The sequence below is a fragment of the Emticicia sp. 17c genome, from assembly GCF_037153985.1.
Lineage (GTDB): Bacteria > Bacteroidota > Bacteroidia > Cytophagales > Spirosomataceae > Emticicia.
Genome location: NZ_JBBAYI010000010.1, coordinates 89,727 through 112,088, shown reverse-complemented (window position 1 = coordinate 112,088; position 22,362 = coordinate 89,727). Strand labels below are relative to the sequence as shown.

The 22,362-nt window shown below is 39.2% G+C and carries 18 protein-coding genes; 9 read left to right on the top strand and 9 right to left on the bottom strand.

Annotated features, from left to right (window positions below):
• Positions 1 to 137 precede the first annotated feature (137 nt).
• Together WAA15_RS18510 and WAA15_RS18505 are read right to left on the bottom strand one after the other, a co-directional pair.
• Positions 138 to 524, bottom strand: coding sequence for a hypothetical protein (locus WAA15_RS18510; RefSeq protein WP_337044314.1), 387 nt, complete (start codon positions 522 to 524; stop codon positions 138 to 140).
• Positions 525 to 657: 133 nt separating this feature from the next.
• Positions 658 to 1,035 carry a hypothetical protein gene (locus tag WAA15_RS18505; RefSeq protein WP_337044313.1) on the bottom strand — a complete coding sequence of 126 codons (378 nt, stop codon included), beginning with the start codon at positions 1,033 to 1,035 and terminating at the stop codon, positions 658 to 660.
• Positions 1,036 to 1,359: 324 nt separating this feature from the next.
• On the opposite strand from WAA15_RS18505, the gene WAA15_RS18500 reads away from it, so the two are divergent.
• Positions 1,360 to 1,707 (top strand): hypothetical protein, encoded by a 348-nt coding sequence (locus tag WAA15_RS18500; protein WP_337044312.1) that lies wholly within the window; start codon positions 1,360 to 1,362, stop codon positions 1,705 to 1,707.
• A 69-nt stretch (positions 1,708 to 1,776) separates the two neighbouring features.
• On the opposite strand, the gene WAA15_RS18495 is transcribed toward WAA15_RS18500, so the two are convergent.
• The 5 genes from WAA15_RS18495 to WAA15_RS18475 all read right to left on the bottom strand — a co-directional run bounded on the left by WAA15_RS18495 (position 1,777) and on the right by WAA15_RS18475 (position 7,709).
• Positions 1,777 to 4,263, bottom strand: coding sequence for a DUF5916 domain-containing protein (locus WAA15_RS18495; protein WP_337044311.1), 2,487 nt, complete (start codon positions 4,261 to 4,263; stop codon positions 1,777 to 1,779).
• A 364-nt stretch (positions 4,264 to 4,627) separates the two neighbouring features.
• Entirely contained in the window at positions 4,628 to 5,458 is an 831-nt protein-coding gene (locus WAA15_RS18490) for a DUF4097 family beta strand repeat-containing protein (protein WP_337044310.1), read from the bottom strand.
• A 1-nt stretch (position 5,459) separates the two neighbouring features.
• Positions 5,460 to 6,326, bottom strand: a complete 867-nt coding sequence (locus WAA15_RS18485; protein WP_337044309.1) for a DUF4097 family beta strand repeat-containing protein — start codon at positions 6,324 to 6,326, stop codon at positions 5,460 to 5,462.
• Positions 6,327 to 6,352: 26 nt separating this feature from the next.
• On the bottom strand, positions 6,353 to 7,174 hold the full coding sequence (locus WAA15_RS18480; RefSeq protein ID WP_337044308.1) for a HEAT repeat domain-containing protein: 822 nt from the start codon (positions 7,172 to 7,174) through the stop codon (positions 6,353 to 6,355).
• Positions 7,164 to 7,709 carry an RNA polymerase sigma factor gene (locus WAA15_RS18475; protein ID WP_337044416.1) on the bottom strand — a complete coding sequence of 182 codons (546 nt, stop codon included), beginning with the start codon at positions 7,707 to 7,709 and terminating at the stop codon, positions 7,164 to 7,166. The genes WAA15_RS18480 and WAA15_RS18475 overlap by 11 nt, the downstream gene beginning before the upstream one ends.
• Positions 7,710 to 8,038: 329 nt before the next feature.
• Here WAA15_RS18475 and WAA15_RS18470 point away from each other — a divergent pair, with 329 nt between their 5' ends.
• Positions 8,039 to 8,992 (top strand): aldo/keto reductase, encoded by a 954-nt coding sequence (locus tag WAA15_RS18470; protein WP_337044307.1) that lies wholly within the window; start codon positions 8,039 to 8,041, stop codon positions 8,990 to 8,992.
• 74 nt (positions 8,993 to 9,066) lie between these two features.
• Here the strand turns inward: WAA15_RS18470 and WAA15_RS18465 are convergent, their stop codons facing one another.
• Complete coding sequence (locus tag WAA15_RS18465; protein ID WP_337044306.1) at positions 9,067 to 9,765, bottom strand: NUDIX hydrolase; 699 nt, start codon at positions 9,763 to 9,765, stop codon at positions 9,067 to 9,069.
• A 133-nt stretch (positions 9,766 to 9,898) separates the two neighbouring features.
• On the opposite strand from WAA15_RS18465, the gene WAA15_RS18460 reads away from it, so the two are divergent.
• The 6 genes from WAA15_RS18460 (at position 9,899) to WAA15_RS18435 (ending at position 18,545) form a co-directional block, all read left to right on the top strand.
• Positions 9,899 to 11,536 (top strand): carboxylesterase/lipase family protein, encoded by a 1,638-nt coding sequence (locus WAA15_RS18460; RefSeq protein WP_337044305.1) that lies wholly within the window; start codon positions 9,899 to 9,901, stop codon positions 11,534 to 11,536.
• Positions 11,537 to 11,634: 98 nt separating this feature from the next.
• Positions 11,635 to 13,236, top strand: coding sequence for a carboxylesterase/lipase family protein (locus WAA15_RS18455; protein WP_337044304.1), 1,602 nt, complete (start codon positions 11,635 to 11,637; stop codon positions 13,234 to 13,236).
• A 308-nt stretch (positions 13,237 to 13,544) separates the two neighbouring features.
• Positions 13,545 to 15,518, top strand: coding sequence for an alpha/beta hydrolase domain-containing protein (locus tag WAA15_RS18450; protein WP_337044303.1), 1,974 nt, complete (start codon positions 13,545 to 13,547; stop codon positions 15,516 to 15,518).
• A gap of 71 nt (positions 15,519 to 15,589) precedes the next feature.
• Positions 15,590 to 16,885, top strand: a complete 1,296-nt coding sequence (locus WAA15_RS18445) for a CitMHS family transporter (protein ID WP_337044302.1) — start codon at positions 15,590 to 15,592, stop codon at positions 16,883 to 16,885.
• A gap of 12 nt (positions 16,886 to 16,897) precedes the next feature.
• Positions 16,898 to 18,220: an acyclic terpene utilization AtuA family protein gene (locus tag WAA15_RS18440; protein ID WP_337044301.1), complete on the top strand. Its 1,323-nt coding sequence runs from the start codon at positions 16,898 to 16,900 to the stop codon at positions 18,218 to 18,220.
• A gap of 10 nt (positions 18,221 to 18,230) precedes the next feature.
• Positions 18,231 to 18,545, top strand: a complete 315-nt coding sequence (locus tag WAA15_RS18435; RefSeq protein WP_337044300.1) for an AtuA-related protein — start codon at positions 18,231 to 18,233, stop codon at positions 18,543 to 18,545.
• A gap of 3 nt (positions 18,546 to 18,548) precedes the next feature.
• Here WAA15_RS18435 and WAA15_RS18430 read toward each other — a convergent pair whose 3' ends face one another.
• Positions 18,549 to 21,635, bottom strand: coding sequence for a T9SS type A sorting domain-containing protein (locus WAA15_RS18430; RefSeq protein WP_337044299.1), 3,087 nt, complete (start codon positions 21,633 to 21,635; stop codon positions 18,549 to 18,551).
• Between the two features lie 200 nt (positions 21,636 to 21,835).
• Between WAA15_RS18430 and WAA15_RS18425 the strand changes: the two genes are divergently transcribed.
• Positions 21,836 to 22,360 carry a hypothetical protein gene (locus WAA15_RS18425; protein ID WP_337044298.1) on the top strand — a complete coding sequence of 175 codons (525 nt, stop codon included), beginning with the start codon at positions 21,836 to 21,838 and terminating at the stop codon, positions 22,358 to 22,360.
• The last annotated feature ends 2 nt before the right edge of the window (positions 22,361 to 22,362 follow it).

Genomic DNA, 22,362 nt, shown 5'->3' with positions numbered 1-22,362 from the left:
AATCAATATTGAATACCCTTTGCAGAGTAATGAATGGTTTGTAAGCTGAGTTTATACCAAATACATAGCAGCAAACTTTAGTTTTTACATAAAAACACAATTTATGCTTGCCCTAACTGCCAGATTATTCTGGTATTTTAACTCAACTGAGGGGGTTTCAATATTGAAAAAAGAATAAGATAATGGTAAGTATCTTTGTACGCGGGATGTGTAAGTGGCTTTATCCAGCAAAAGCCATGAAGAATCTCATAGCTAGGTGTGTGGCTATGGAATACTTCGACTAATAATTTAAAAATATTCGCTTTAGCTTGTTGTTCTTCGTTTTGCTCGGCAGTTTTAATTTTTTTGGCCAAGTAACATTTTCCGTCACAGTGCAACGCTGGTTTATTTTTATTTACACAATAGTTATCAATAATATACTCTTTGTTGAACTCATATTCAAGAAACACCACAGGAACAACCATGACCCGCAAAAATAGCAAGCCACATAAGAGCAATATTCCTATTTGTCTTAAATAATTCAACCGTAATTATAGGTTTATATGAAACTGAAAGGTAAATAAAATCATCAGCAGAGGGCTTTATTGCCAGCAGTATAGCCAAGCTACACACTTTTGTACAAAGCCTCAATAACGCAGATAATTAATAATGAAGTACTTATGCCTGACAAGGCGGATGAAAGAGATAAGAGGCAAACAAGCCTGTATAATGATTTTGGTAAGTATCAGCAATGAGGGTATAATCAGGCATTACAGAATTAAACTGTGGGCTTGTTACCTCCTCACAAATTATGGTTGGAATTTCGTATTTTTCGAGGATACTCCGCTGAGTTTTATTTTCTTTTTCTTCTGTGGCTTTCAGGCGTTTGGCCAGATAACATTTTCCGTTGCAATGTAATTGTGGTTTTTCTTTATTGATGCAGAATACCTTAGCGATAAAATCCTGACGTAGTTGATAATCTATCAAATAGTAAGCCTGAGTAAAAGGGCGAACCATTACCGAAAATAGAAGTAATATGGCAATTGCTTTTCTCAAAATCTTACGTTTTGCTGCAAATATATGCTACAAGTAATAAAGTTAAATAATTTTTTTCATAAAACATACATTATTGAGAAAAAAATATACCGACAAATAAATTTTCTTTCACATCAAATAAAGAATACAAGAAGTACTTTAAATCTAAAATGTTTTTCTATTCGCCAGTTAATGCGTTATTTTCTTCAATAAGAACTATTTTATTGCAAAAACATCAGACTTTTTTTGGTATATGACCTATACAGAATTAAATTTGTTAGAAATTCAGAAGTATTTGTTTCTTGGCTCCACTACAAGAAACCTTCATTCCTAAGTCCAGATATAATGAAAAAGCTCACTTTATTAATAATCTTATTCGTTGGTTCTTTTAGTGTTTATGGACAACAAAAAAAGAAATTTTTTGTAGCAGAAAAGATAGACTACGACCACAAAAGCGTCAAAGAAAATAAACAAACCGAAGAAGAACTCAAAAATGAAATGACCAGTTTTTTGGGTTTTGGTTTCAGGTTGTCTATTACCAATGTAGAAGAAGAGGTAAAGGAATCGGCCAAAGAAGATAAAAAGAAGTTTGCCTTACGCTTTCAGGTAGGTTTTCAGATGCCCAAGTTTATTAAAACCAAGCCCCCTCAGAAAGTATTCAAAGCCGGAATGGATGTTGGAATTGTAAAATAACCTTGTACTATTTTCGTAAAATATCAAAAAGAGCCGTATTCACTACGGCCCTGCATAATTGCTTGCTGTTTATATGCTTTTTTTCAGATTCTTTAACTGAAGGTAGTCCAGAAAATAAATAATTTTCAACGAAAAATTATTGTTTTGCTGTGTCTGAAGGGTATTCTGTAAATTATCCAGATAATTATTAGTCGCCCTATCAGAATCCGTTACACTTGCTTCCTTCCAGACAACATTCAGGAAGCTACCCGGAGCAAACTGCCATGTATATACCATATCAATATTAAAGAAGTTTACATTTCGGTTCAGATTCTCGGCAATGCCATCTCTGGGGCTAAGTGTTCCGTTGGTATTGAGTGTAAAAAAGGTTCTTGGGTTCACTACACTTGCGTAGTGTCTGGCTCTGAAAGTAAGCCCCATTTTGTTGGTAAAATTATATTTCAGAAACAAAACGTGGTCAATGGAATTTACACTTCTAAGGGCAAATAAAGGCGTGGTGGTATCAAGCAAAGTCATAAAGCCCAAATCTGTTGGCTTAGCCGAATACTCAACACTATGCCTGATTGAAAACTTACTATTGAAACGGTACTGATGCGAGAAATAAAACCACGTAGCGTTAAGGTTATAAAAATTAGTATACACAGTTTCTGAAATCTGCGTGGAAACCGAGTATTTTTTAGTGTAATTACTTTCAAACCATAAGGTCAGACTAGCGTTAGCTCCTTTTCTGAATACCTGCCCTACCACACGTGGCTCATAAAAGTTGTTCTGAGCAGGGTAAACCTCTGCAAAAGCACCAAACCAATGTAGCTTTTTCATTTGCGCACTGAAGTTGGCATTAATGTAAGATTGTTGATATTTAGATTTTATGTCTCCAATTGGTGCGTATAACGAACTGTAAAAGGCATTAAAATTATAAAATAACCTGTTATACCATTTTTTAGGCTCGGTATACCGATACCCCAAGTATAAAACATGGTTTATAAAATTGTTATTAGTAAAATAACCTAAGTCATTACTGGTATATCTGGTGTCGGTCAGTTGTTGTGAAAGGCTAAAATTAAACCTGCCACTATTTTTAGAAAAGCCTATGGAGTGGCTATAACCCATTGTGTTTTTCTTATCTGGTACTTTATATGTGAGGCTGCTGATAGCTACGCTTCCTGTCAGGTTATAAGTATTTTTTTTATCAAAAAAACTAAATAACCCCGAACTTACATTAGCATTATAATTATTATTTCCTCTGAGTACACTGGTATTTATAAAACTTACACTCGAATTGTGTTTAAGCGTTTGGTCTAGTACCAGAATGTTATAATTAGTGGTTGGGTCGGTTTCAACTTTTCTTCGCTCGCCTGTTTCGGTATTTTCAATAACAGCATATTGCGGGCGCGTAATGGCATTCAGAATGCCAATACCCAAGCCTCCTTTCATGCGGCCCGATACCTTTGAGGCATTAATTAATTTTGATTCCGTCGGATTCGCAATTACCCTTTCATTATCTTTCAGGCCGTCATAGGCTGCATCAAAGTTAATTGGCGCACCACCAATGCGTCTTGAGTAGAAAAGGTTACCTTTATTAAATAGTTCAGTTCCTTCGGTAAAAAAAGTACGATTCTCGTTGAACTTTACTTCAAAAGGGGTAAGATTTAGCACACGGTTATCACTTTGCACTTGTCCAAAATCTGGAATCAGGGTTGCATCTAAAGTAAAAGCCTGACTTAACCCCAGTTTCAAATCCAAGCCGCCAGAAACCTGATTAGTCCAGTTTTTCTGGTCTGGCTGATTGACCGGAAAATGATTGGCATAAATTGAAAAATAAGGCGACAATTGCAGACGAATCGGTGGTTTAATGTCTGAAATACCCGTCCAGAATCCTTCCTGCGTCAGAAAACCATTCACGTTAGGATTAATAGCACTCCATGTATTTTGTCGTTCGGTTTTACGTCTTCTTCTGGTAATATTCAAACCCCAGTCCTGAATTTTGTCTTTACTGAACCTGATAGCTGAGTAAGGCAGAAAAATCTCGAACGACCATCCTTTATCGTGTATCACTACGGCACTTTTCCAAACGGCATTCCAGCTAAAATCTTCTCCACCGTTGTCACTGTTGGTGTTCGATGTCATTTTAGCATCCCATTGCTCACCTAAAGGAGTAATAAAATATTCAAAGCCGTTGAGTTTGTCGTTATAGGTGTCAAAAATAATTCCGATGTAATCATTGGCTCCGAAGCCGTCTCGTCCTACGAGTTCTTTCGAAATACTGTCGAGACTTTTTTCATAACAAGTACCACCGAAGTAAATACCTGCGTCGTCATACATTAAAAAGGCTTCCGTTCGATTTTCATATTCTTCTTTGCGTCCTGCTACTGGGCGGAACTCCGTAAAATCGTCGAGTAACGATGCATCCTGCCAAGCTGGCTCGTTTAGTCTTCCATCAATTATAACCGATTTGCTGGTACGTTTGGCAGCCAGTTTTTTTGGTACAATCTGGGCAAAAAGAGTACAATAACACGTAAAAGTGAAAAGGTAAGTAAGTAAAAATAGCTTTTTCATAAAAGTTTAATCATACGCATTTGAATGCCGCAAAGTTATAGCGATTTGCAAACAGACAATTATTAAAAAATGTTAAAAGGAGTATTTTAACATTTTTTAAGCGAGATAATAACTTTCAAAAGACACAAAAGATTTGAAGATGTTGCACGATTTTAAAAAAAATACTCAGCCCTAGTTATTATACTTATATGAATATAGGCGTGTTTATCAGAGATTGGCTCAGCAAAAGGCAGCTTTAAAAGAGAAATTGAAGTTTTACAGCAAAAGAAAAAATAAGTTGTGCAGACATAAACCAATAAAATATTTTAGCTTTTTCATAATTTTTAATTGAGGGGCAAGCTCAATTAACTTACCCCTCAATATGTTATTTTGCCTTACGGATATAGATATTTCCGTGCATATTTTTCATCATTATTTCACTTCCACCGCCGTTAACTTTACCTTGAATCCAGTCGTCGACACTTACTTTATACATACCGTTCTGTGAGGTACGAACACCTTTCGGAGTAGTTTTGTCAACATCAATATCAAAGTCGCTGTATATTTCGCCACGGTCCGACTTCACCTTCACATTCATTTTCGTAGTAACCGGAAAAGTTACATCTACATTGCCATTTAGTGTTGTGAAAGCCATTGGGGCATCGGTTACACTTTTAAAATTAGCTTTAATTACCCCATTAACCGTGTTAGCTACTGCCGAACCCGACACATTGGTTAGTGTAATATCGCCGTTAACGTTATTTACTTCCAACTCTCCGTTAATGTTTTCAATAACTATATCTCCGTTGTTTACAGTACTTACCTTAAGCGAAAACTGTTGAGGCACTTTAATTGTCAGGTTCACGGGTTGTCTGACGGTATGAGATGTAACCACCACTTTATTATTTTTTTCCTCGGCTGATAGTTCAAGTCCTCCACGGTTCGATATGCGTTTCATGCCGCTGGCTAATTCATCGTTTTTTTCTTTTTTATTTGGGTTAGCATTGGTTTCTGCATCAATTACGACTTCTTTGCCAGCATAGCCAACCACTTTGATGGAACCATGAACTAATTCGACTTTTAAAGAACCTGATTTGGCAGGGTCGGACAGAGGCACCAACAATTGTTCTTTGATTTCATTTTGCGCTAATATCGGGGTGATTTTAATAACAGCCATTAGCACCAAGAGTACGATAATTACTTTATTGTTTTTCATTTTATGATTGTTTTTTGATATAAATATTTCCGTTGAATGTTTCAAAGTTGAATTTTTTACCGCCATTGCCTATTCTGATTGAACTCCGTTTGTCTAGTTTATAGACTGTTTTTTCGCCTTTGTGTTCTATGTTTTTAATAACTTCGGGAGCCAGTGTTTCGGTATTAGGGAAATCAGTAAAGAACTCTCCGTTAAAACTTTTAAACTGTAAATCGCCTGAAAACGAAGCCGGATATGTAATTCGGATATTTCCATTAAGTGTATAATAAGATGATTTTTCAGGCGGACTTGCCAGATAATTAATTGTTACGTCTCCGTTAATTGTATGCACATTGGTTGCTCCTTTCGCATTGGCCAATGAAATAGCACCATTAATGTTATTGGCTTTAATAGCACCTACAACATCTTTTACCGTAATATCGCCATTATTGATTGTCGAAACATCAAGGTTTATATCGGCGGGTACTTTTATGGTAAAATTCAGGTTGCTACGATATTCTATTTTGCGGTTCCAGTTTCGTCCTTTTCTTTCCTGATGCGGGCGGGTATCATAAGGGGCTTCAATGTATATCAGTACACTATCGCCGTTTTCTTCAAAACCCAGTTTAAATTCTTCTTTACCTTCATCAAGAATATCCTGAGTTTTAGCCGAAATTGTTTTATCAATTTCCACAAGTACTTTAGTACCTGCATAGGTCTCTACCTTAATAAAGCCATCAATGTTATAAATACCCAGAACCGTCTGGCTGGCTGGCTTTTTTAGTGTAAACTCTTTGCTGATATGTTCTTTAAATTCGAGCTTCTGCGCCGAAGCAGGGGCACAAGCAAGCACCACTCCTGCCAAAAGTAGGATAACCAATTGTTTCATAATTTTGTATGTTTATGTATGTTTTTTTAAGATAAAGCCTTGATGGTCTCTTTGATTTTGGTTTTTACAATCACATCGACATCATCTTTTTCAAGCAAACGTTGTAGGGGTTTAATCGAACGTTTTTCTTCCAGTTTTACCATTACGTCGGCTAAAGCTGCCTGTACAAGCGGAGTATCCTGCTTCAAGATTGACTGCACCAACCCTTCTCTTACTTTAGGATTGTTGGCCAACTGTGCCAGTGCTTCTAATGTTACTAGACGGACATTTACGTTTGAATCGTTATTTAAAGTACTGAGTAAGGCTTCTATTACCTGCTCGTCAACCTGATTTATTTCTTTTGTATAGCTTACAGCCTTGAGGCGTTCGGTAGCCGATGAGTTTTCGAGTAAAGAAAGCATTACTTTCTGGTTCATTTCCTGCACCTGATCTGAAAGTTGCTGAATCTGACCCTGATAATCTGGTGTCCGGCGTTCGTTGAGCCAATAGCCTCCTGCCAGTCCAATAAAAAGTAAACACATACTATACGACACCCTGAAAAGGTTTTTCTGTGTCAGAAGGGCTTCAATTTTATGTTTCAGTTCATTCCAGAACGACACCTTTTTTACTTTTTTAGTTTCAGCGGCTTTAAAAGTCTCAAGCATAGTATAAAACTGTATTGGCAGGTTATCGCTTGGCTTAGGCACGCTAACATTGCCCATTACCTCCCACAGTTGGCGGGTAGCCTGTAATTCTTTCTGGCAGTCGGGGCAAGTATTCAAATGTAATTCAAAAGCTGCCCTTTCAGATTCCGGCATCTGGTTATTCAACCAGTCTACCATCATTTCACTTGCATGTTCACAATTCATGAGCTTTGTTTCCATTTTCAATTTTTAAAAAATGTTTTTTTAATTCATTCATGGCGCGGTGTACGCGTACTTTTATGGCTCCTTCAGAGGTATTCAGAATAGTTGCTATTTCATCATACTTCAAATCCTGATACCTACTCATAATGAGTACCTCTTTATATTCGGGGCTTAGTTTGTCTAAGGCCCTTTGTAACATTTCTGTATCCTGCTGTTTTTCCAGTTCTTCGTCGGCTGTTACACCCCCTCCTATTCTTTCAGCAAATGCGTCTACATCATAATGCTGTGAGTTATGTCTGTTTTTCTTGTAAGAATCATTCAGTACATTACGTGCCAGATGATACATCCAAGTATGAAACTCGCCTTCTGCCGTAAACGTATGCCTGTATTTAAGCATCCGATAAAATACATTCTGCACCAAGTCTTCGCTTGTCTGGTTATCACCTGTCATGTGATACAAAAAGCCAAACAAAGGGCGATGGTATCGCTCAAAGAGCAAGCCCATTTTGTCGAGGTCGCCCGCCTTTACCTGAAGCATGAGTAGGTTATCTTGTGTATTCACACGTTTAACGATGTATTATTGTTTATCAAATTCATAGTGGAAACCTTGTCGATACTGAAAGGTTACAGTAAATATTCAAAAAAAATAAAAAAAACTAACACACAACTCATAACTAACTTATAATAAATCATTTACAACCCAAAAATATTTCTTTAAGGGCTAATTAGCTGGCTGATACCATCGGGTAATGAAACACCACAATTGCCCTCGCTTAATAAAATATTTGTCTAAAACTCCATTGCAAGAAAACAACAAATGCTTTTTTCTGTATTTTCGCAGGTATTCTCATATCCAATTTATCACTGATGAAATATCTGCAATTTAGTAATGGCGACCAAATGCCTGCGCTGGGTTTAGGAACCTGGAAGTCGGCAAAAGGCGAAATCTATAAGACCATCCGAACGGCCCTTGAAATTGGTTACAGACACTTTGACTGTGCCTATATTTATGGAAATGAGCATGAAATCGGGCTGGCTATTGCAGATGCCATTAAAAACAATGAGGTTACCCGTGAAAACCTATGGATTACGTCAAAACTATGGAATAACCGCCACCGCCGTGACGACGTACATCCGGCAATTGAAACCACTCTACGCGATTTACATTTAGAATACCTCGATTTATACCTCATTCATTGGCCTGTTGCTCTTATTTATGATGTGAACTATCCCCAGAATGCCGGTGATTTAATAAGTCTGGAACATTTGCCATTAAGTGAAACATGGCACGAAATGATTGCCCTGAAAAACAAAGGGCTTGCCAGACACATAGGGGTATCAAACTTTAGTATTAAAAAAATTAATCAGCTAACAACTGAAACCGGCGTATTACCCGAAGCCCTTCAGGTAGAACTCCAGCCATTTCACCAGCAAAACGATTTGTTAGCTTACACGCAAAACAAAGGGATTTGCCTGACAGGATTTTGCCCACTTGGTTCGGCCGACCGCCCCGCCAGTAGAATATCGCCCAATGAACCTAAATTATTTGAGAACGCTACAATTCTGACTATTGCAGCCACAAAAGGGTGTACACCTGCGCAGGTAATGCTGGCTTGGGCCATTAACAGAGGAACTTCTGTTATTCCGAAGTCGGTGAATGCTAGCCGATTAAAAGAGAACCTTGCCGCAGCAGATATAGTACTTTCTGAAACTGAAATGGCTGCCATGAACGCCCTTGATAAACATTACAGGTTTATTAAGGGTGATTTCTGGTGCCTTGCAGGAAGCGACTACACCCTTGATAATCTTTGGGATGAGTAAAGGAGGATACCGAGTATCTGTGGAGAAGTAAGCCAAACATTCTTCTGCCACAGATATTTTTAATTTTACTGTTGTTATGCTTTAAAACTATATAAGAACGGAGCTTTGTGAGCTTTGCCTGAATATTGTTTTTCGTGTCTCTGTAAAATTCCTAAGCCAAGTATTTTACGCTGAAACGTTGTGCGGCGTAGTTTTTCACCTAAAATTGCTTCATATACTTTCTGCAAATCATTCATTGTAAATAAAGGAGGTAATAAATTAACGCCAACCAATTTACGTTCCAGATTATCCCGCAAAGTCTGCAAGGCTTTTTCTACTATCTGTTTGTGGTCGAGCATCAGGGCTGGAAGTTCCTGCACATCGTACCAATCGCATGAGTCAGACAGTGCATCGGGCTTTAACACAACGTCTTTATTTTTATAATTGATAAGCGCATAGTACGAAATAGAGATAAAACGGTTGAGCATCCAATCGTATTCGTTCACATCATAGCCACTAGCTTCCAGAATAGTTTTCATTACTTCTGGCTTAAAACGTGTCAGGTCGCCAAAGGTATAAAACTGTTCAAGATAGATATTATCCAGCCCTGTTCTTTCTTTCAACCCTCTCCTAACGGCATCATTCAGGTTTTCGTCGCGTCTTACAAAGCCTCCGGGTAAAGCAAATAATCCAGTATTATGGTACTTCATAATCAGGATTTTCAGCTTGTTTTCTGAAAATCCAAAAATAACCGAATCGAATGCAATATGAGGCAAATATTCTTTCTCTTTCACGTATCTGATTGTTTAAACTTAAAAGCGTTCTGACAGGCAAAAATATAAATTTCTCAAAAATAAATATGATTATTTCAAAAAACCAATTATTATTGTCACAAATTGAGACAATAACTAAATTTTATCAAACAAAATGAAAAAAATATGCTATTTATTTAGCCTGCTCCTGTTGTCAAATGCAGTAGCACACGCACAAGGCAACAATGCTTTTGCGGTGCAAACTACCATTTCAAACGGTGTAATAGAAGGAAACTATGATACTAAAAGTGGTATCCAGACCTATTTCGGGATACCTTTTGCCAAACCACCCGTAGGCAACTTAAGATGGAAAGCCCCTCAGCCTGTTGAAAACTGGAAAGGTGTAAAAGAAACTAAAAAATTTTCGGCCAGACCTATGCAAACAGTTGTGTTTGGCGATATGAATTCACGGTCAGAAGGTGTTAGCGAAGATTGTCTTTACCTGAATGTCTGGACACCCGCCAAACGTAATACCAAAGATTTACCCGTACTGGTTTATTTCTATGGTGGTGGTTTTGTAGCAGGCGATGCCTCTGAACCGCGTTATGATGGCGAAGCAATGGCAAAAAAAGGCATAGTAGTAGTAACAGTAAATTATCGTTTAAATATATTCGGGTTCTTTGCTCACCCCGAATTAAGTGCTGAAGCTCCTTACAAAGCATCAGGCAATTATGGTTTGTTAGACCAAGCCGCTGCCTTGAAATGGGTACAAAAAAATATTGCTTCTTTTGGTGGAGACCCCAAAAAAGTAACTATTGCTGGCGAATCAGCAGGGTCAATTTCTGTAAGTGCGCAAATGGCATCTCCTCTATCAAGAGGCTTAATTGCCGGAGCTATTGGTGAAAGTGGTGCAGGTATTAACCCGACGTTGTCGCCAGTACCTTTGGCAGAAGCCGAAAAAACCGGTGTGGAGTTTGCCAAAAATGCCGGATATACATCGCTGGCACAATTAAGAGCTTTAAGCACCCGTGAAATCTATGAGATTTATAACGAATCGAAAAGATTTGGGTTTCCGACTGTAATTGACGGCTATTTTTATCCTAAAACTATTCCACAAATTTTTAGTGCTAAAGAACAAGCGCAAGTACCGCTGTTATTGGGCTGGAACTCGGCCGAAATTCCGGGTGCAGCCTTTATGTTCGGGCAGCCTTACAAAGAAGAATCATACGTTGCCCGTGTGAAAAAAGAATATCCGAACGATTATGAGGAAGTTTTAAAACTATACCCACACGGCTCTGAAAAAGAAATTGAGTTGTCGGCAACGGCTTTAGCTTCTGACCGCTTTATTGCATACAGTACATGGAAATGGTTCGATTTACACCGTAATAACAGTTCTCAGCCCGTTTACCGCTATTTATATAGCAAATTACGCCCATCGTTGGTCGACCAGTCACTTGCGGCGGGTCTGGCTGGTGGTACTGTCAAAAAAGACAACAATACACCAAAAATGCCCGAACCTGTTGGCGCACCTCATGCCTGCGAAATTGAATATTGCATGGGGAACCTACACCTCATTAAAGAGTATGCCTGGACAGCCGACGACTACAAAGTATCAGAAACTATGATGAACTATTTTGCCAATTTTATCAAAACCGGAAATCCAAATGGGGCTAAGTTACCTGAGTGGCCTGCGGCCAAAGCTGGTGACAGCACCCCACCGGTGATGATACTGAACACAGAATCGAAGGCAGAAAACGCGAAAGACGATGCCCGCTACCTGTTTCTGGATAAGGCTTATGGTAACAATAAATAATTAACAGACATCTACTTGCCTGAATAAAAATTCAGGCAAGTAGGCAATCTTGTGTTTATCCCAGCTAATTATTACATATTCTAATCTCTCCTTAATCAATGAAAAAAATTATTGTGTCGCTTTTGGCGATTTGCTTGGCTACTGGTGCCTCGGCACAGTTAAAAACCGGCGAAAACGTAGCCGTTACCAGCACCGATGCCGGTAAAGTTCGTGGCTATGTGCATAATGGTATTTATACCTATAAAGGTATTCCGTATGCAGAAGCTAAACGTTTTGAAGCCCCTCATAAACCAAGACCGTGGTCTGGCGTACGTAGCTCAATGACATACGGCCCTGTTGCTCCTTTAATGGTGCCAACTACTACCGTACAAGATGAAAGCGAGTTTGTGTTTCATCATGACTGGGGATATACCAGCGAAGACTGTATGCGCGTAAATGTCTGGACTCCGGGCATTAACGATGGCAAAAAACGCCCTGTGCTATTCTGGATTCACGGAGGTGGCTTTACTGCTGGCTCTTCGCAGGAATTGCCTTCTTATGATGGCGAAAATCTGGCTAAAAAAGGCGATGTAGTGGTAGTATCTATCAACCACCGTCTGAATATCTTAGGTTATCTGGATTTATCGGCCTATGGCGAAAAATTCAAACAATCGGCTAATTTAAGTATTATCGATATGGTAACTGCCCTTGAATGGGTAAAAACCAATATTACAAACTTTGGTGGTGACCCTAACAACGTAACTATCTTCGGCCAGTCGGGTGGTGGTGCTAAAGTAAACACCCTGATGGCGGCTCCGTCGGCTAAGGGTTTATTCCATAAAGCTGTCAACCAAAGCGGTGCTTTCCGTACTACATTACTTGAAAAAGCTGACACCCAACTAATTGGTGCAGAAGTACTAAAAGCCCTTAACCTACAACCTAGCCAGATAGATAGCCTGCAAAAAATTCCTTATGCCACTTTAGTTGCAGCCGGAAACAAAGCACTGAAAGTTGTAGCCGACAAAATGAAGGCCGAAGGCCGTGGCGTAGGTGGTTTTGGTTTAAGTTGGGGCCCTAGCCGTGACGGCGAGTTTTTACCTTACCAGTTTACTGACGAAAAAGCAATGGAGCTTTCTAAAAATATTCCGTTGCTGATTGGCACAGTAAAAAATGAATTTATGGCTTCGATGTTTGGTGGCTTATCGAATGGCACAGCCGAGCAGATAAACGACTTTATTAAGAAAAGATACAACGCAAAAGCTGACGCTTACACTGCCGCAGTTAAAAAGGCATTCCCGAACGATACTAAACCATCTGATTTAATTGATGTTGACATGATGTTCCGTCCGGGGGCTGTTACACAAGCCAAAACCAAAGCATCAGCAGGAGGCGCACCAGTTTATATGTACTTCTTTGCATGGCAGTCACCCGTGCTTGACGGCAAATACAAAGCCATGCACTGTATGGAGTTACCATTCGTATTTAACAACATTGCCCGTTGTGAAGAAATGACAGGCGGTGGAAAAGAAGCCTATGCCTTAGCTGATAAAGTGAGCCAAGCATGGATAAACTTTGCTAAAACCGGAAATCCGAACGCTAACGGTCTTCCTAAATGGGAACCTTACACCGTAGAAAAAGGCGCAACCATGTTCTTTGACAACACCAGCACTATTCGTTATCACCACGATAAAGAATTACTTGAACTAGTGGCGCAACCATAAATCATTTATCAGTGTATGAGTACATCCGAGATTCTCATGCACTGATTTATAATCTTGTATTATCATAGGTAAATATAAATTAGAGTCTCATACGCTTGTTTATCAAATATAATTGCTGGCTACCTGAGTAGAATCCGACAATTAATATTTTGCTTTTTTAGCGTTCAGCGAATAACTTCGCCAACGCTTTTTAAATAACTCTCTGGTGCTATGCTCAGAGAGTTATTTACTATCAGTACCTTAGTAGCTGAATAAAATTTTAAAAGTTTTGGCAAAACCTTGCATTAAACAACCTTCTGACCGTAACCATGAAAAAAGCACTATCATTTTTCTTTCTTCTATTCCTTTGGGTATCTGTAAGCGAAGCAAAGATTATAAGAATCGTCATTGACAAAACTGAACTTTACGCCAATGGCAGGCAGTTTGGTAACGCAGGGCAATACCAACGCCTTACGGGAAGAGCCTTTGGCGAGGTGAATCCAGCAGATGTTCACAACAGCATTATTCAGGATATTGCATTAGCTCCACGCAATGCCCGCGGAATGGTAGAGTACGAAATGGAGTTTATTTTATTAAAACCTGCCGATTTAAATAAAAGCAATCATCTTTTATTTTATAATGTGCCTAATCGGGGGAATGCGTTTCCTGCCGATACTTCACTTTTGAAAAGAGGATATATTTATTTATGGGGAGGTTGGCAAGGTGATATTTTCGGAGATAACAAATTAAAGATAAAAGTACCTGTTGCCACCCAAGACGGCAAAGAGATTATCGGAAGCCTACATACTGAATTTATTGTTTCAGAAACACAGCCTACGCAAAACCTGAGTGCAGGGGCATTCAGTGCGCAGTTTCATAAACCTTATGAAACTGTTTCATTAGATAATTCAACCGCCACACTAACCAAACGCATTCATGCGGCAGACGAACCCATAAAAGTTCCCAATACTGACTGGGCCTTTGCCGATTGTACTCAAGAGGTTTTTCCGGGTAAACCAAGTACTACTCAGATTTCATTAAAAGGAGGTTTCGACCCCAATTATATCTATGAACTAAATTATACAGCCAAGAATCCTTTGGTATTAGGCTTAGGCTTTGCCGCAACCCGCGACATCGTTTCATTTTTCAGGCACGCTCAAACACCTGACAATGTGTTGGCCAATCAGGCCAGCGCAGCTATTGGTGTGGGAGTTTCACAATGCGGAAATTTTCTGCGTAGTTTCTTGCATTTGGGCTTTAATGTCGATGAAGAAAACAAGCCTGTTTTTGAAGGACTGAATGTACACATCGGCCCACGACGCATCACCTTGAATGTCCGTTTCGGACGCCCGGGCGGTGGAGGTATGCAACACGAAGAAATACTTTTTCCGGGTAACGAAGCCCCTTTCACTTGGTCAAACACTTATGACCCTCTCTCTGAAATTGAAGGCGGAATACTCGATGCCTGTCAGAAACAAGGCTTTATGCCCAAAATTATGCATACACTTAGTTCTACTGAATACTGGCAGTCGAGGATGTCGCTACGCACAACAGATGTTTATGGAACAAAAGACCTTGTTATTCCTGAAAATGTACGTATTTACCTGTTTTCAAGCACACAGCACACGCCAGCGTTCAGTCCGAATATTAATAAAATTACAGGATTTCAGGGAAATTCAAACTCTTATGTAGACTCATGGCGGGCCTTACAGGTAGCATTGGAAGAATGGGTTCTAACAGGTCGTAAACCTCCTGAAAGTATATATCCGACTATTAAGGGTAAAACTCTTGCCAAAAGTACAGCCATAGGCTGGCAACCGATGAATAATGTTCCGTTCAAAGGTTTAGTAAACGAATTACAGGTAAGAGACTTCGGGCCACATTTCGATGAAAAAATGATGTCGGGCATTATTAGTGAGTCGCCTGTTATCAAAAAAGATAAAGCCTATACTATTCTGGTTCCTAAAGTTGATGCCGACAACAACGAAAAGGGAGGTCTGGCCACACTTACCTTGCAGGTTCCTATTGGTACTTATACAGGTTGGAGCTTACGAAAAGCCGGCTATGGCGAGGGAGACCTTGCCGTGCTAGAAGGAATGTTTATACCTTTTGCCCGAACAAAAGCCGAAAGATTAGCTAATAATGATAATCGTTTGTCGTTAGAAGAACGCTACAAATCACATAATAACTATGTAAAACTGGTAAAAAAAGTGGCTAAAAAAATGATTAAACTACGCCTCTTATTGCCAGAAGATGCTGAAAGGGAAATTAAAAAAGCAGAAAACCTGACAACTTTATTCTAAGTTGGCGGTTACGGCTTTAAGCAGAATACGCTATTTTTTGAATTAGATATAATTTAACCACCCTACCCGCTATGCTCGCTTTGTTAGGATTTGCAACCATTGTTGTTTTCCTGTTTTTAATTATTACCAAACGCCTATCTGTTGTAACAGCTTTGGTAATTGTACCCATTGTTTTTGGTCTGATTGCTGGTTTTAACCCCAAGCAATTAGGTGATATGATGCTAGATGGAATCAAGCAGGTAGCCCCTACCGGAATAATGCTGGTATTTGCAGTATTGTACTTTTCTACAATGCTCGATGCAGGTTTGTTCGACCCAGTTATTGCTTTTGTTATCCGTTCTGTGAAGGGAGACCCCATGAAAGTTATCATCGGAACAGCCATTTTAACCATGATTGTACATTTAGACGGCGACGGCACAGCCACTTTTATGATTGTTCTGTCGGCATTTTTACCGATTTACAAACAACTTAAAATCAATCGGCTGATATTATCCGGTATTGTAGCCCTCAGTGTTGGGCCTTTGCATCTGGTACCGTGGTCGGGTACTTCTGCGCGAGCCATTTCTACGCTGAAATCTGATGCAGTACATATTTTTAATCCGAATATTCCGGCTATGCTCGGCGGAATTGCATGGGTCTTATTTGTAGCCTATATATTCGGAAAAAGAGAACGTAAACGACTAGGTATTATTGATTTTCAGTATCAGCATCATGAAAACCTGACAGAAACCCAAAAGGAATTACGCAGACCTAAACTGATATGGGTAAATGCTATTCTAACCTTAGTGCTGATAATAACCCTGATGAAAGGTTGGCTTCCTACACCAGTTTTATTTATCATAGGCAGTATGCTAGCCCTGATGATTAATTATTTTAAATTAGCTGACCAGCAAAAAGTACTCAAAAGCCACGGCACCAATATATTCATGGTATCGAGCATGATATTTGCCGCAGGTATTTTTTCTGGCATTCTTACAGGTTCCAAGATGATACCCGCCATGGCTACTGCGTTGGTTTCGCTTATTCCTCAACACCATGCCGGATGGCTCCCAACACTTACAGCCATTACCAGTATGCCTGCCAGTATGCTATTTACACCTGATGCCTATTATTTCGGGGTTGTGCCTGTGCTGAGCCACACAGCTACACAATTTGGTATCGACTCTTTGGAAATTGGTCGTGCTGCCCTGCTCGGACAAATGACGGTAGGGTTTCCGCTTAGCCCATTAACGGCCTCTACCTTTTTACTGATAGGTCTGTCTGAGGTTGAGTTGGGCGAACATCAGAAATTCGTTTTCAAATGGGCATGGGGCACTACCCTTGTCATGACATTAATAGCTTTACTGACTGGCTCACTGCATATTTAACTTTGTTGGCACATGAAACAAAAAATAAGAATTGGCTGCGGAGCAGGGTTTTCTGGCGATAGGCTGGAACCAGCCCTTGTATTGGCAGAAAAAGGAGAACTTGATTATCTGGTACTAGAGTGCCTTGCAGAACGCACCATTGCATTGGCACAAAAGCGTAAACTGCAAGACCCCTCCAAAGGCTATGACCCGCTTCTGGAACGTAGAATTGGGTTACTGCTACCGACATTAGTAAAAAACAATGTTTGCCTTATTACTAATATGGGTGCAGCTAACCCTGTTGAAGGTGCCAGAAAAATTATTAGTATTGCCCAGCAACAAGGCATAAAAATAAAAGTAGCAGCCGTAACAGGAGACGATGTTCTGATAAATACTTCGCCTGACGACCCTGCGTTGGAAACAGGAAAACCACTAAGCCAAAGTGGAGAGCTTGTTTCTGCAAACGCTTATATGGGCATTGAAGGCATATTAACTGCATTAGAGCGCAAAGTTGACATTATTATTACAGGTCGTGTGGCTGATCCTTCTTTGTTTCTTGCGCCTATGATTCATGCTTTCGGATGGCATACCGACAATTATGATTTATTAGGCAAAGGCACAGTTATAGGTCATTTACTGGAATGTGCCGGACACATAACCGGAGGGTATTTTGCAGACCCCGTGAAAAAACCCGTAGATGATATGGCGCATCTGGGGCATCCGTTTGCTGATGTTTTTCCTGACGGTTCGGCTGTTATCAGCAAGGTAGCAGGTACTGGTGGTATTATTAATCTTCAAACCGCAAAAGAACAACTTTTATATGAAGTTATTAACCCACATGAATATTTCACGCCCGATGTAATAGCCGATTTCACTACCGTACAATTGAAAGAAATTGGCCATAATCAGGTTAAAGTAACCGGAGGTACTGGCAAAGTAAAGCCACAAACTTATAAAGTGAGTGTTGGTTACAAGGCTTTTTATCTGGGTGAAGGTGAAATTGCCTATGCTGGCCCCTCAGCCCTTGAAAGAGCGCAATTAGCAGGTGAGATTATCTACACCCGATTGAAAGATTTGTATACCGACATCCGAATAGATTATCTGGGGAATAATGCCATTCATCGTACTAATTTCGGACATGAGTCTGTCCCCTATGAAATCCGTTTGAGGGTAGCGGCCAAAGCCAGCAATGAGGCAGCCGCCGCACTGGTTGGCGAAGAACTAGAAGCCCTGTATACCAATGGCCCCGCAGGGGGTGGCGGTGTAAGAAAAATGACCAACGAAGTTATAGGCATTGTTTCTACACTCATTGACCGAGATAAAATCCGACCGATAGTCAGTTTTTTTGAATCATAATTTTACGCTCATGAAACTTTATGAAATAGCACATAGCCGCGCAGGTGATAAAGGCAATACGCTTACACTTTCTTTAATTCCTTATCAGGAAACTGATTACCCGATGCTATGTTCGGTCGTGACTGCTGAGGCTGTTCAAAAGCATTTGGCTGAAATAGTTTCAGGCGAGGTTGTGCGTTATGAGCTACCCAATATTCATTCATTATTATTTGTTTGTCAACAAGCTCTGCTAGGGGGTGTTACTACCTCGCTGGCTGTTGATACGCACGGCAAAACCCTAAGTTATGCCCTTCTAGCAATGGAGATAGAGGTAACTAAGGAATAACCTTTACTCTTTGATTATTTTTCTTGTATATACGTCCTCACCATGGTATAGCCTGATAATATAAAGACCTTTGGCTAGTGGTTGAATATTAATAGGACAATCGGGCAGAAAATTGCCTTCCATAACCTGCTGACCCGTGCTGTTAATAATCCGATACTGATAAGGCTGCACAAGATTAATATTTATATAGTCTTGCGCCGGATTCGGAAAAACCATAAAGGTTTTTTCAGGCTCTTCGCCTAATATAAGTGGTTCTATCTTCGCCATTTTCCAGACCTGCCAGCCATACGACCTTGTGAAGGCATAAGCATATAACTGCTGTTTAAATTCAAAGAGTGTTCCGAGCATTATTCCTTCGGGGCCTTTTATAATTTCAGGATAAAAAGTTACGCTATCTCTCCCCAAGCCTATAAGCTCATTGCCTTTTTCAGCACTCACTGTGTAATAGCTATAAAAATTATTACCTACTATTTTGACATTATATGCCAAATAATTAGGGAACTGGTATGATTTTACTAATTCGCCACCACTAAAACGCCACACTGTTGTATTATCATTATTGAGGGTTGAAGAAAAAACCTGTGTTAGGTCAGGGTCAGAAAAATAACTGGCCACTTCAAAAGGAACCAGCTTTTTGTTAGCCAATGTCCAGTAGTTATGGCTGTAATCCGTGTTTTCGTTAGTAATTGTAATAAACAAAGTAGCCTTATTACTGTTAGATACAGGTATCGAATAAAGCTTGTTTTTGACAATAGGTATCACCTGATTATTCGATAAATCGTAGTAGGTCAGGTCTCTTGAGCCACAAATCAGAAAACCATTGCTAAAAGGTATCAAACCGTTGTCTGCTCTGTATTCAAGTTTATATTCTTTCAGGTTCTTACCTGTTATTATCAATACTTTCAGGTAATTTGTCAGAATAATGGTATTTCCTACTGCCATGTTGTAGACATTCGCCTCATTTTTTACCTTACTAATTTCAGTCTGGCTTGTTGTCAGGTCAATAATACTAAATACTTTTGTTGATGTTTGCTCTACATATTGTTGATAAAGCAGCTTATCTCCATAAATTGTATAACCGTTTATATTTTCATCTGATAATATGCTTGGTAGGCCGTCTTTACCTGCCCAGTATAACTTTAATTCGTTAGACTTATCAGAAACAACCTTGCCATAAATTACACGGTCTTTATAGACCATTTCCAATAGCACGTTTGTATCAATTAGCTTAAGCTGACCTTTATCAACTCTAAAAAAATCATGGTAATTTTTATAAGTACTAACCCTCACTTTCTTGATTAGGTATGTATCGGTTGTGCTTATCTGTATATCGAACCCATACGTTTCGGGCGAGGTATCTGTTACAAGATACGCCTCTTCATCTTCAACCACTACAAATTCGCCTTTGCCCGAAGTCCTGTAAAACAAGCATATTATTTGCCGATTGTTATTTTTTATCCATTCTACCCTCAGCATTTCTTTTGCTTCATACCTAAACACCTGCTTTGTTCCCTCTACTGTTCCATCAGTTTCATAAATAGCAAGTATGGGTGAATAATTACCAGTATAGAAATATATTTTTCCGTTTAATTCTTTTATAGCAGCATCATACACCGTTCCACTGAGGTTTACTAACAAACGCGTATGGTCTCTTTCGCCATCGCTTACCCACAGTTGATACTGCCTGACGATAGGGTTGTATTTGATAAACAGAAGTTTATCACCTAACTGGTAGTTGTAAAAAGTAGCGTCTTGTTGAGTAGTATATATTTGTTGGGGTGCAATCATCGGGATTTTTTCAGCCCTCGAAATATCATATACATTCCCCGACACAAGTAGTTTTCTGCCATTAAGCATAAAAGTTGTATCTGCATACCAACTGAATGGGTAATTAGTGATATTAATAACCGAATCTTTCAGAAAACTATAAGTGTATTTTTGTCCGACCTTATTATCGAGTATATAAGTATTGCTGTCAACAGGTGTTATATCCATTATTCCATAATAGAACCTAAAATATTCAATCAGGTTTTTACTTCTTCTGTTAACGCCTGTGTTCAGATTAAGAGCATTGAAATAATACTTATTTATGCCCTCCCCACCTACTGTTGTATTGAAAAGCAATTTGTTGCCAACAATTAAGGTATTGTCAGTTCTTAATGAATAGGTATCTAATACATCATTCATCAATACAAGTGACTGCATTGATACGCGCCATTTTTCAGTAATCTGATTACTATCCGAAATTGCAAATATGGTGAGGTCACCGAAGTGATGCGTAAAATAAACATTCTGTGCGGTATCTTTCAGTATTATCGGGAAGCTCTGAGAAACGGGCCCCCAATCTTTTAGCACAACTTTTTTATCAATATCAGTTGTTTGCGCTAGCAACTGCCGGTCTTTATTGGTGTAAAAAAAGTAGTACTCAATGCTGTTTCGAGTAGCGTATTTAAAGTTTTCTATGGTAATGCCATCAGCTTCAATCGTTTTTTTTATGATGGTGCCGTCTTTTTTTACTTTACCCAATTCGTAGTATTGCGTTTGTGTATTGAATTTGAGAAAATGGAAAGTAGAATCTATCATCTGGCAACTTATAATATCTTTCTCCCAGATATTTATGTGGTGGAGCGAATCTAACCACCCTACCGAACTATAAAGAATATTTTTGCCCGTTGCTGAGGCAGTATTCGTATTGAACCCGAACAGTAAATACTGGTTAAAATCATAAACCACCCGCAGTGAGTCAATATCAGGAAACAAGCGTTCCACAGTTGTTCCGTCTGTTCGCCAGAAATAGCTTCCTTTCAGGTACAAATATCCATATTTCTTTACTTTCGTACCATACAAAGGCATTTGCCCCCATTGGTCTTTCAGTTGAATAGTATTTTGGGGTGTACCATCGGTACTCCACATCATAGTGCTACCTTCTTCGGGGTTGAGTGTCAGAAAAACTAACCTTCCTCGCAGGGTATCTGTAAGTTGGGCTTTATCGGGAATAGTAACAGCTAAGTTATCGAAGTTAGTTATCTTCTCCTGAGCAAATACAAACTGAAAACCAAAACAGGCAATCAGCAATAAAATTTTCTTCATATAATTTCTCTGAACGTTACTGCTCTGACATCCCAACTGCCAAATTGGTTGTATTTAGTGCTAATCTTTTATAGTTTTTGTCATAAGATTATGGGTGTAAATATTACTTTTTGCCCAATTAGGCTATATCAAAAGCAAGTTTCGGCTGATGGCATCATAATCTAGATTTTTATCTTTACCTTTGGAGTTATACTAAAATTATGCAAAACAAACTTTTAATATTGCTACTTTTATTAGGTTTCTCTTGCCAGAAAACTGACGTACTATTGGCTACATACGAAATTGACCCCGCTCTTAAACCGTATGTTGACTCATTTGTGACCGAAGCTAAAAAACGAAATATTGAAGTAAAGCAGGAAAATCTGATTATGAAATTTGGTGCAACCACCATTGAGATTTGCGGCCAGTATATAAAAGATAATAAAGGGCAAAGAAGTATTACCATTAACCCAAGCGCTTCTTGCTGGAAAGATGCCCCCGAACAGAATCGGGAAGCATTAGTGTTTCATGAATTAGGACATTGTTTTTTAAATCGCCTCCACCGTGACGACCACCTACCAGATGGCTCCGCAGCAAGTATCATGAGTACCAGTAACAATGGCCCTTATGAACCTTGTATTTATCCGATTGATGGTAGCACTACCTGTAATAAAACTGCACGCAGAGACTACTATATTGCTGAGCTTTTTAATGAAAAAACCCCTGTGCCAAACTGGGCCAAATAACT

Coding starts and splice junctions, on each gene's coding strand:
- WAA15_RS18485 (WP_337044309.1), bottom strand. CDS start 6,326: ATGAAACAATTGGTTATCCTACTTTTGGCAGGAGTGGTGCTTGCTTGT.
- WAA15_RS18500 (WP_337044312.1), top strand. CDS start 1,360: ATGAAAAAGCTCACTTTATTAATAATCTTATTCGTTGGTTCTTTTAGT.
- WAA15_RS18460 (WP_337044305.1), top strand. CDS start 9,899: ATGAAAAAAATATGCTATTTATTTAGCCTGCTCCTGTTGTCAAATGCA.
- WAA15_RS18480 (WP_337044308.1), bottom strand. CDS start 7,174: ATGAATTGTGAACATGCAAGTGAAATGATGGTAGACTGGTTGAATAAC.
- WAA15_RS18490 (WP_337044310.1), bottom strand. CDS start 5,458: ATGAAAAACAATAAAGTAATTATCGTACTCTTGGTGCTAATGGCTGTT.
- WAA15_RS18475 (WP_337044416.1), bottom strand. CDS start 7,709: ATGCTTCAGGTAAAGGCGGGCGACCTCGACAAAATGGGCTTGCTCTTT.
- WAA15_RS18435 (WP_337044300.1), top strand. CDS start 18,231: ATGAAACTTTATGAAATAGCACATAGCCGCGCAGGTGATAAAGGCAAT.
- WAA15_RS18440 (WP_337044301.1), top strand. CDS start 16,898: ATGAAACAAAAAATAAGAATTGGCTGCGGAGCAGGGTTTTCTGGCGAT.
- WAA15_RS18470 (WP_337044307.1), top strand. CDS start 8,039: ATGAAATATCTGCAATTTAGTAATGGCGACCAAATGCCTGCGCTGGGT.
- WAA15_RS18450 (WP_337044303.1), top strand. CDS start 13,545: ATGAAAAAAGCACTATCATTTTTCTTTCTTCTATTCCTTTGGGTATCT.
- WAA15_RS18455 (WP_337044304.1), top strand. CDS start 11,635: ATGAAAAAAATTATTGTGTCGCTTTTGGCGATTTGCTTGGCTACTGGT.
- WAA15_RS18430 (WP_337044299.1), bottom strand. CDS start 21,635: ATGAAGAAAATTTTATTGCTGATTGCCTGTTTTGGTTTTCAGTTTGTA.
- WAA15_RS18495 (WP_337044311.1), bottom strand. CDS start 4,263: ATGAAAAAGCTATTTTTACTTACTTACCTTTTCACTTTTACGTGTTAT.
- WAA15_RS18445 (WP_337044302.1), top strand. CDS start 15,590: ATGCTCGCTTTGTTAGGATTTGCAACCATTGTTGTTTTCCTGTTTTTA.
- WAA15_RS18425 (WP_337044298.1), top strand. CDS start 21,836: ATGCAAAACAAACTTTTAATATTGCTACTTTTATTAGGTTTCTCTTGC.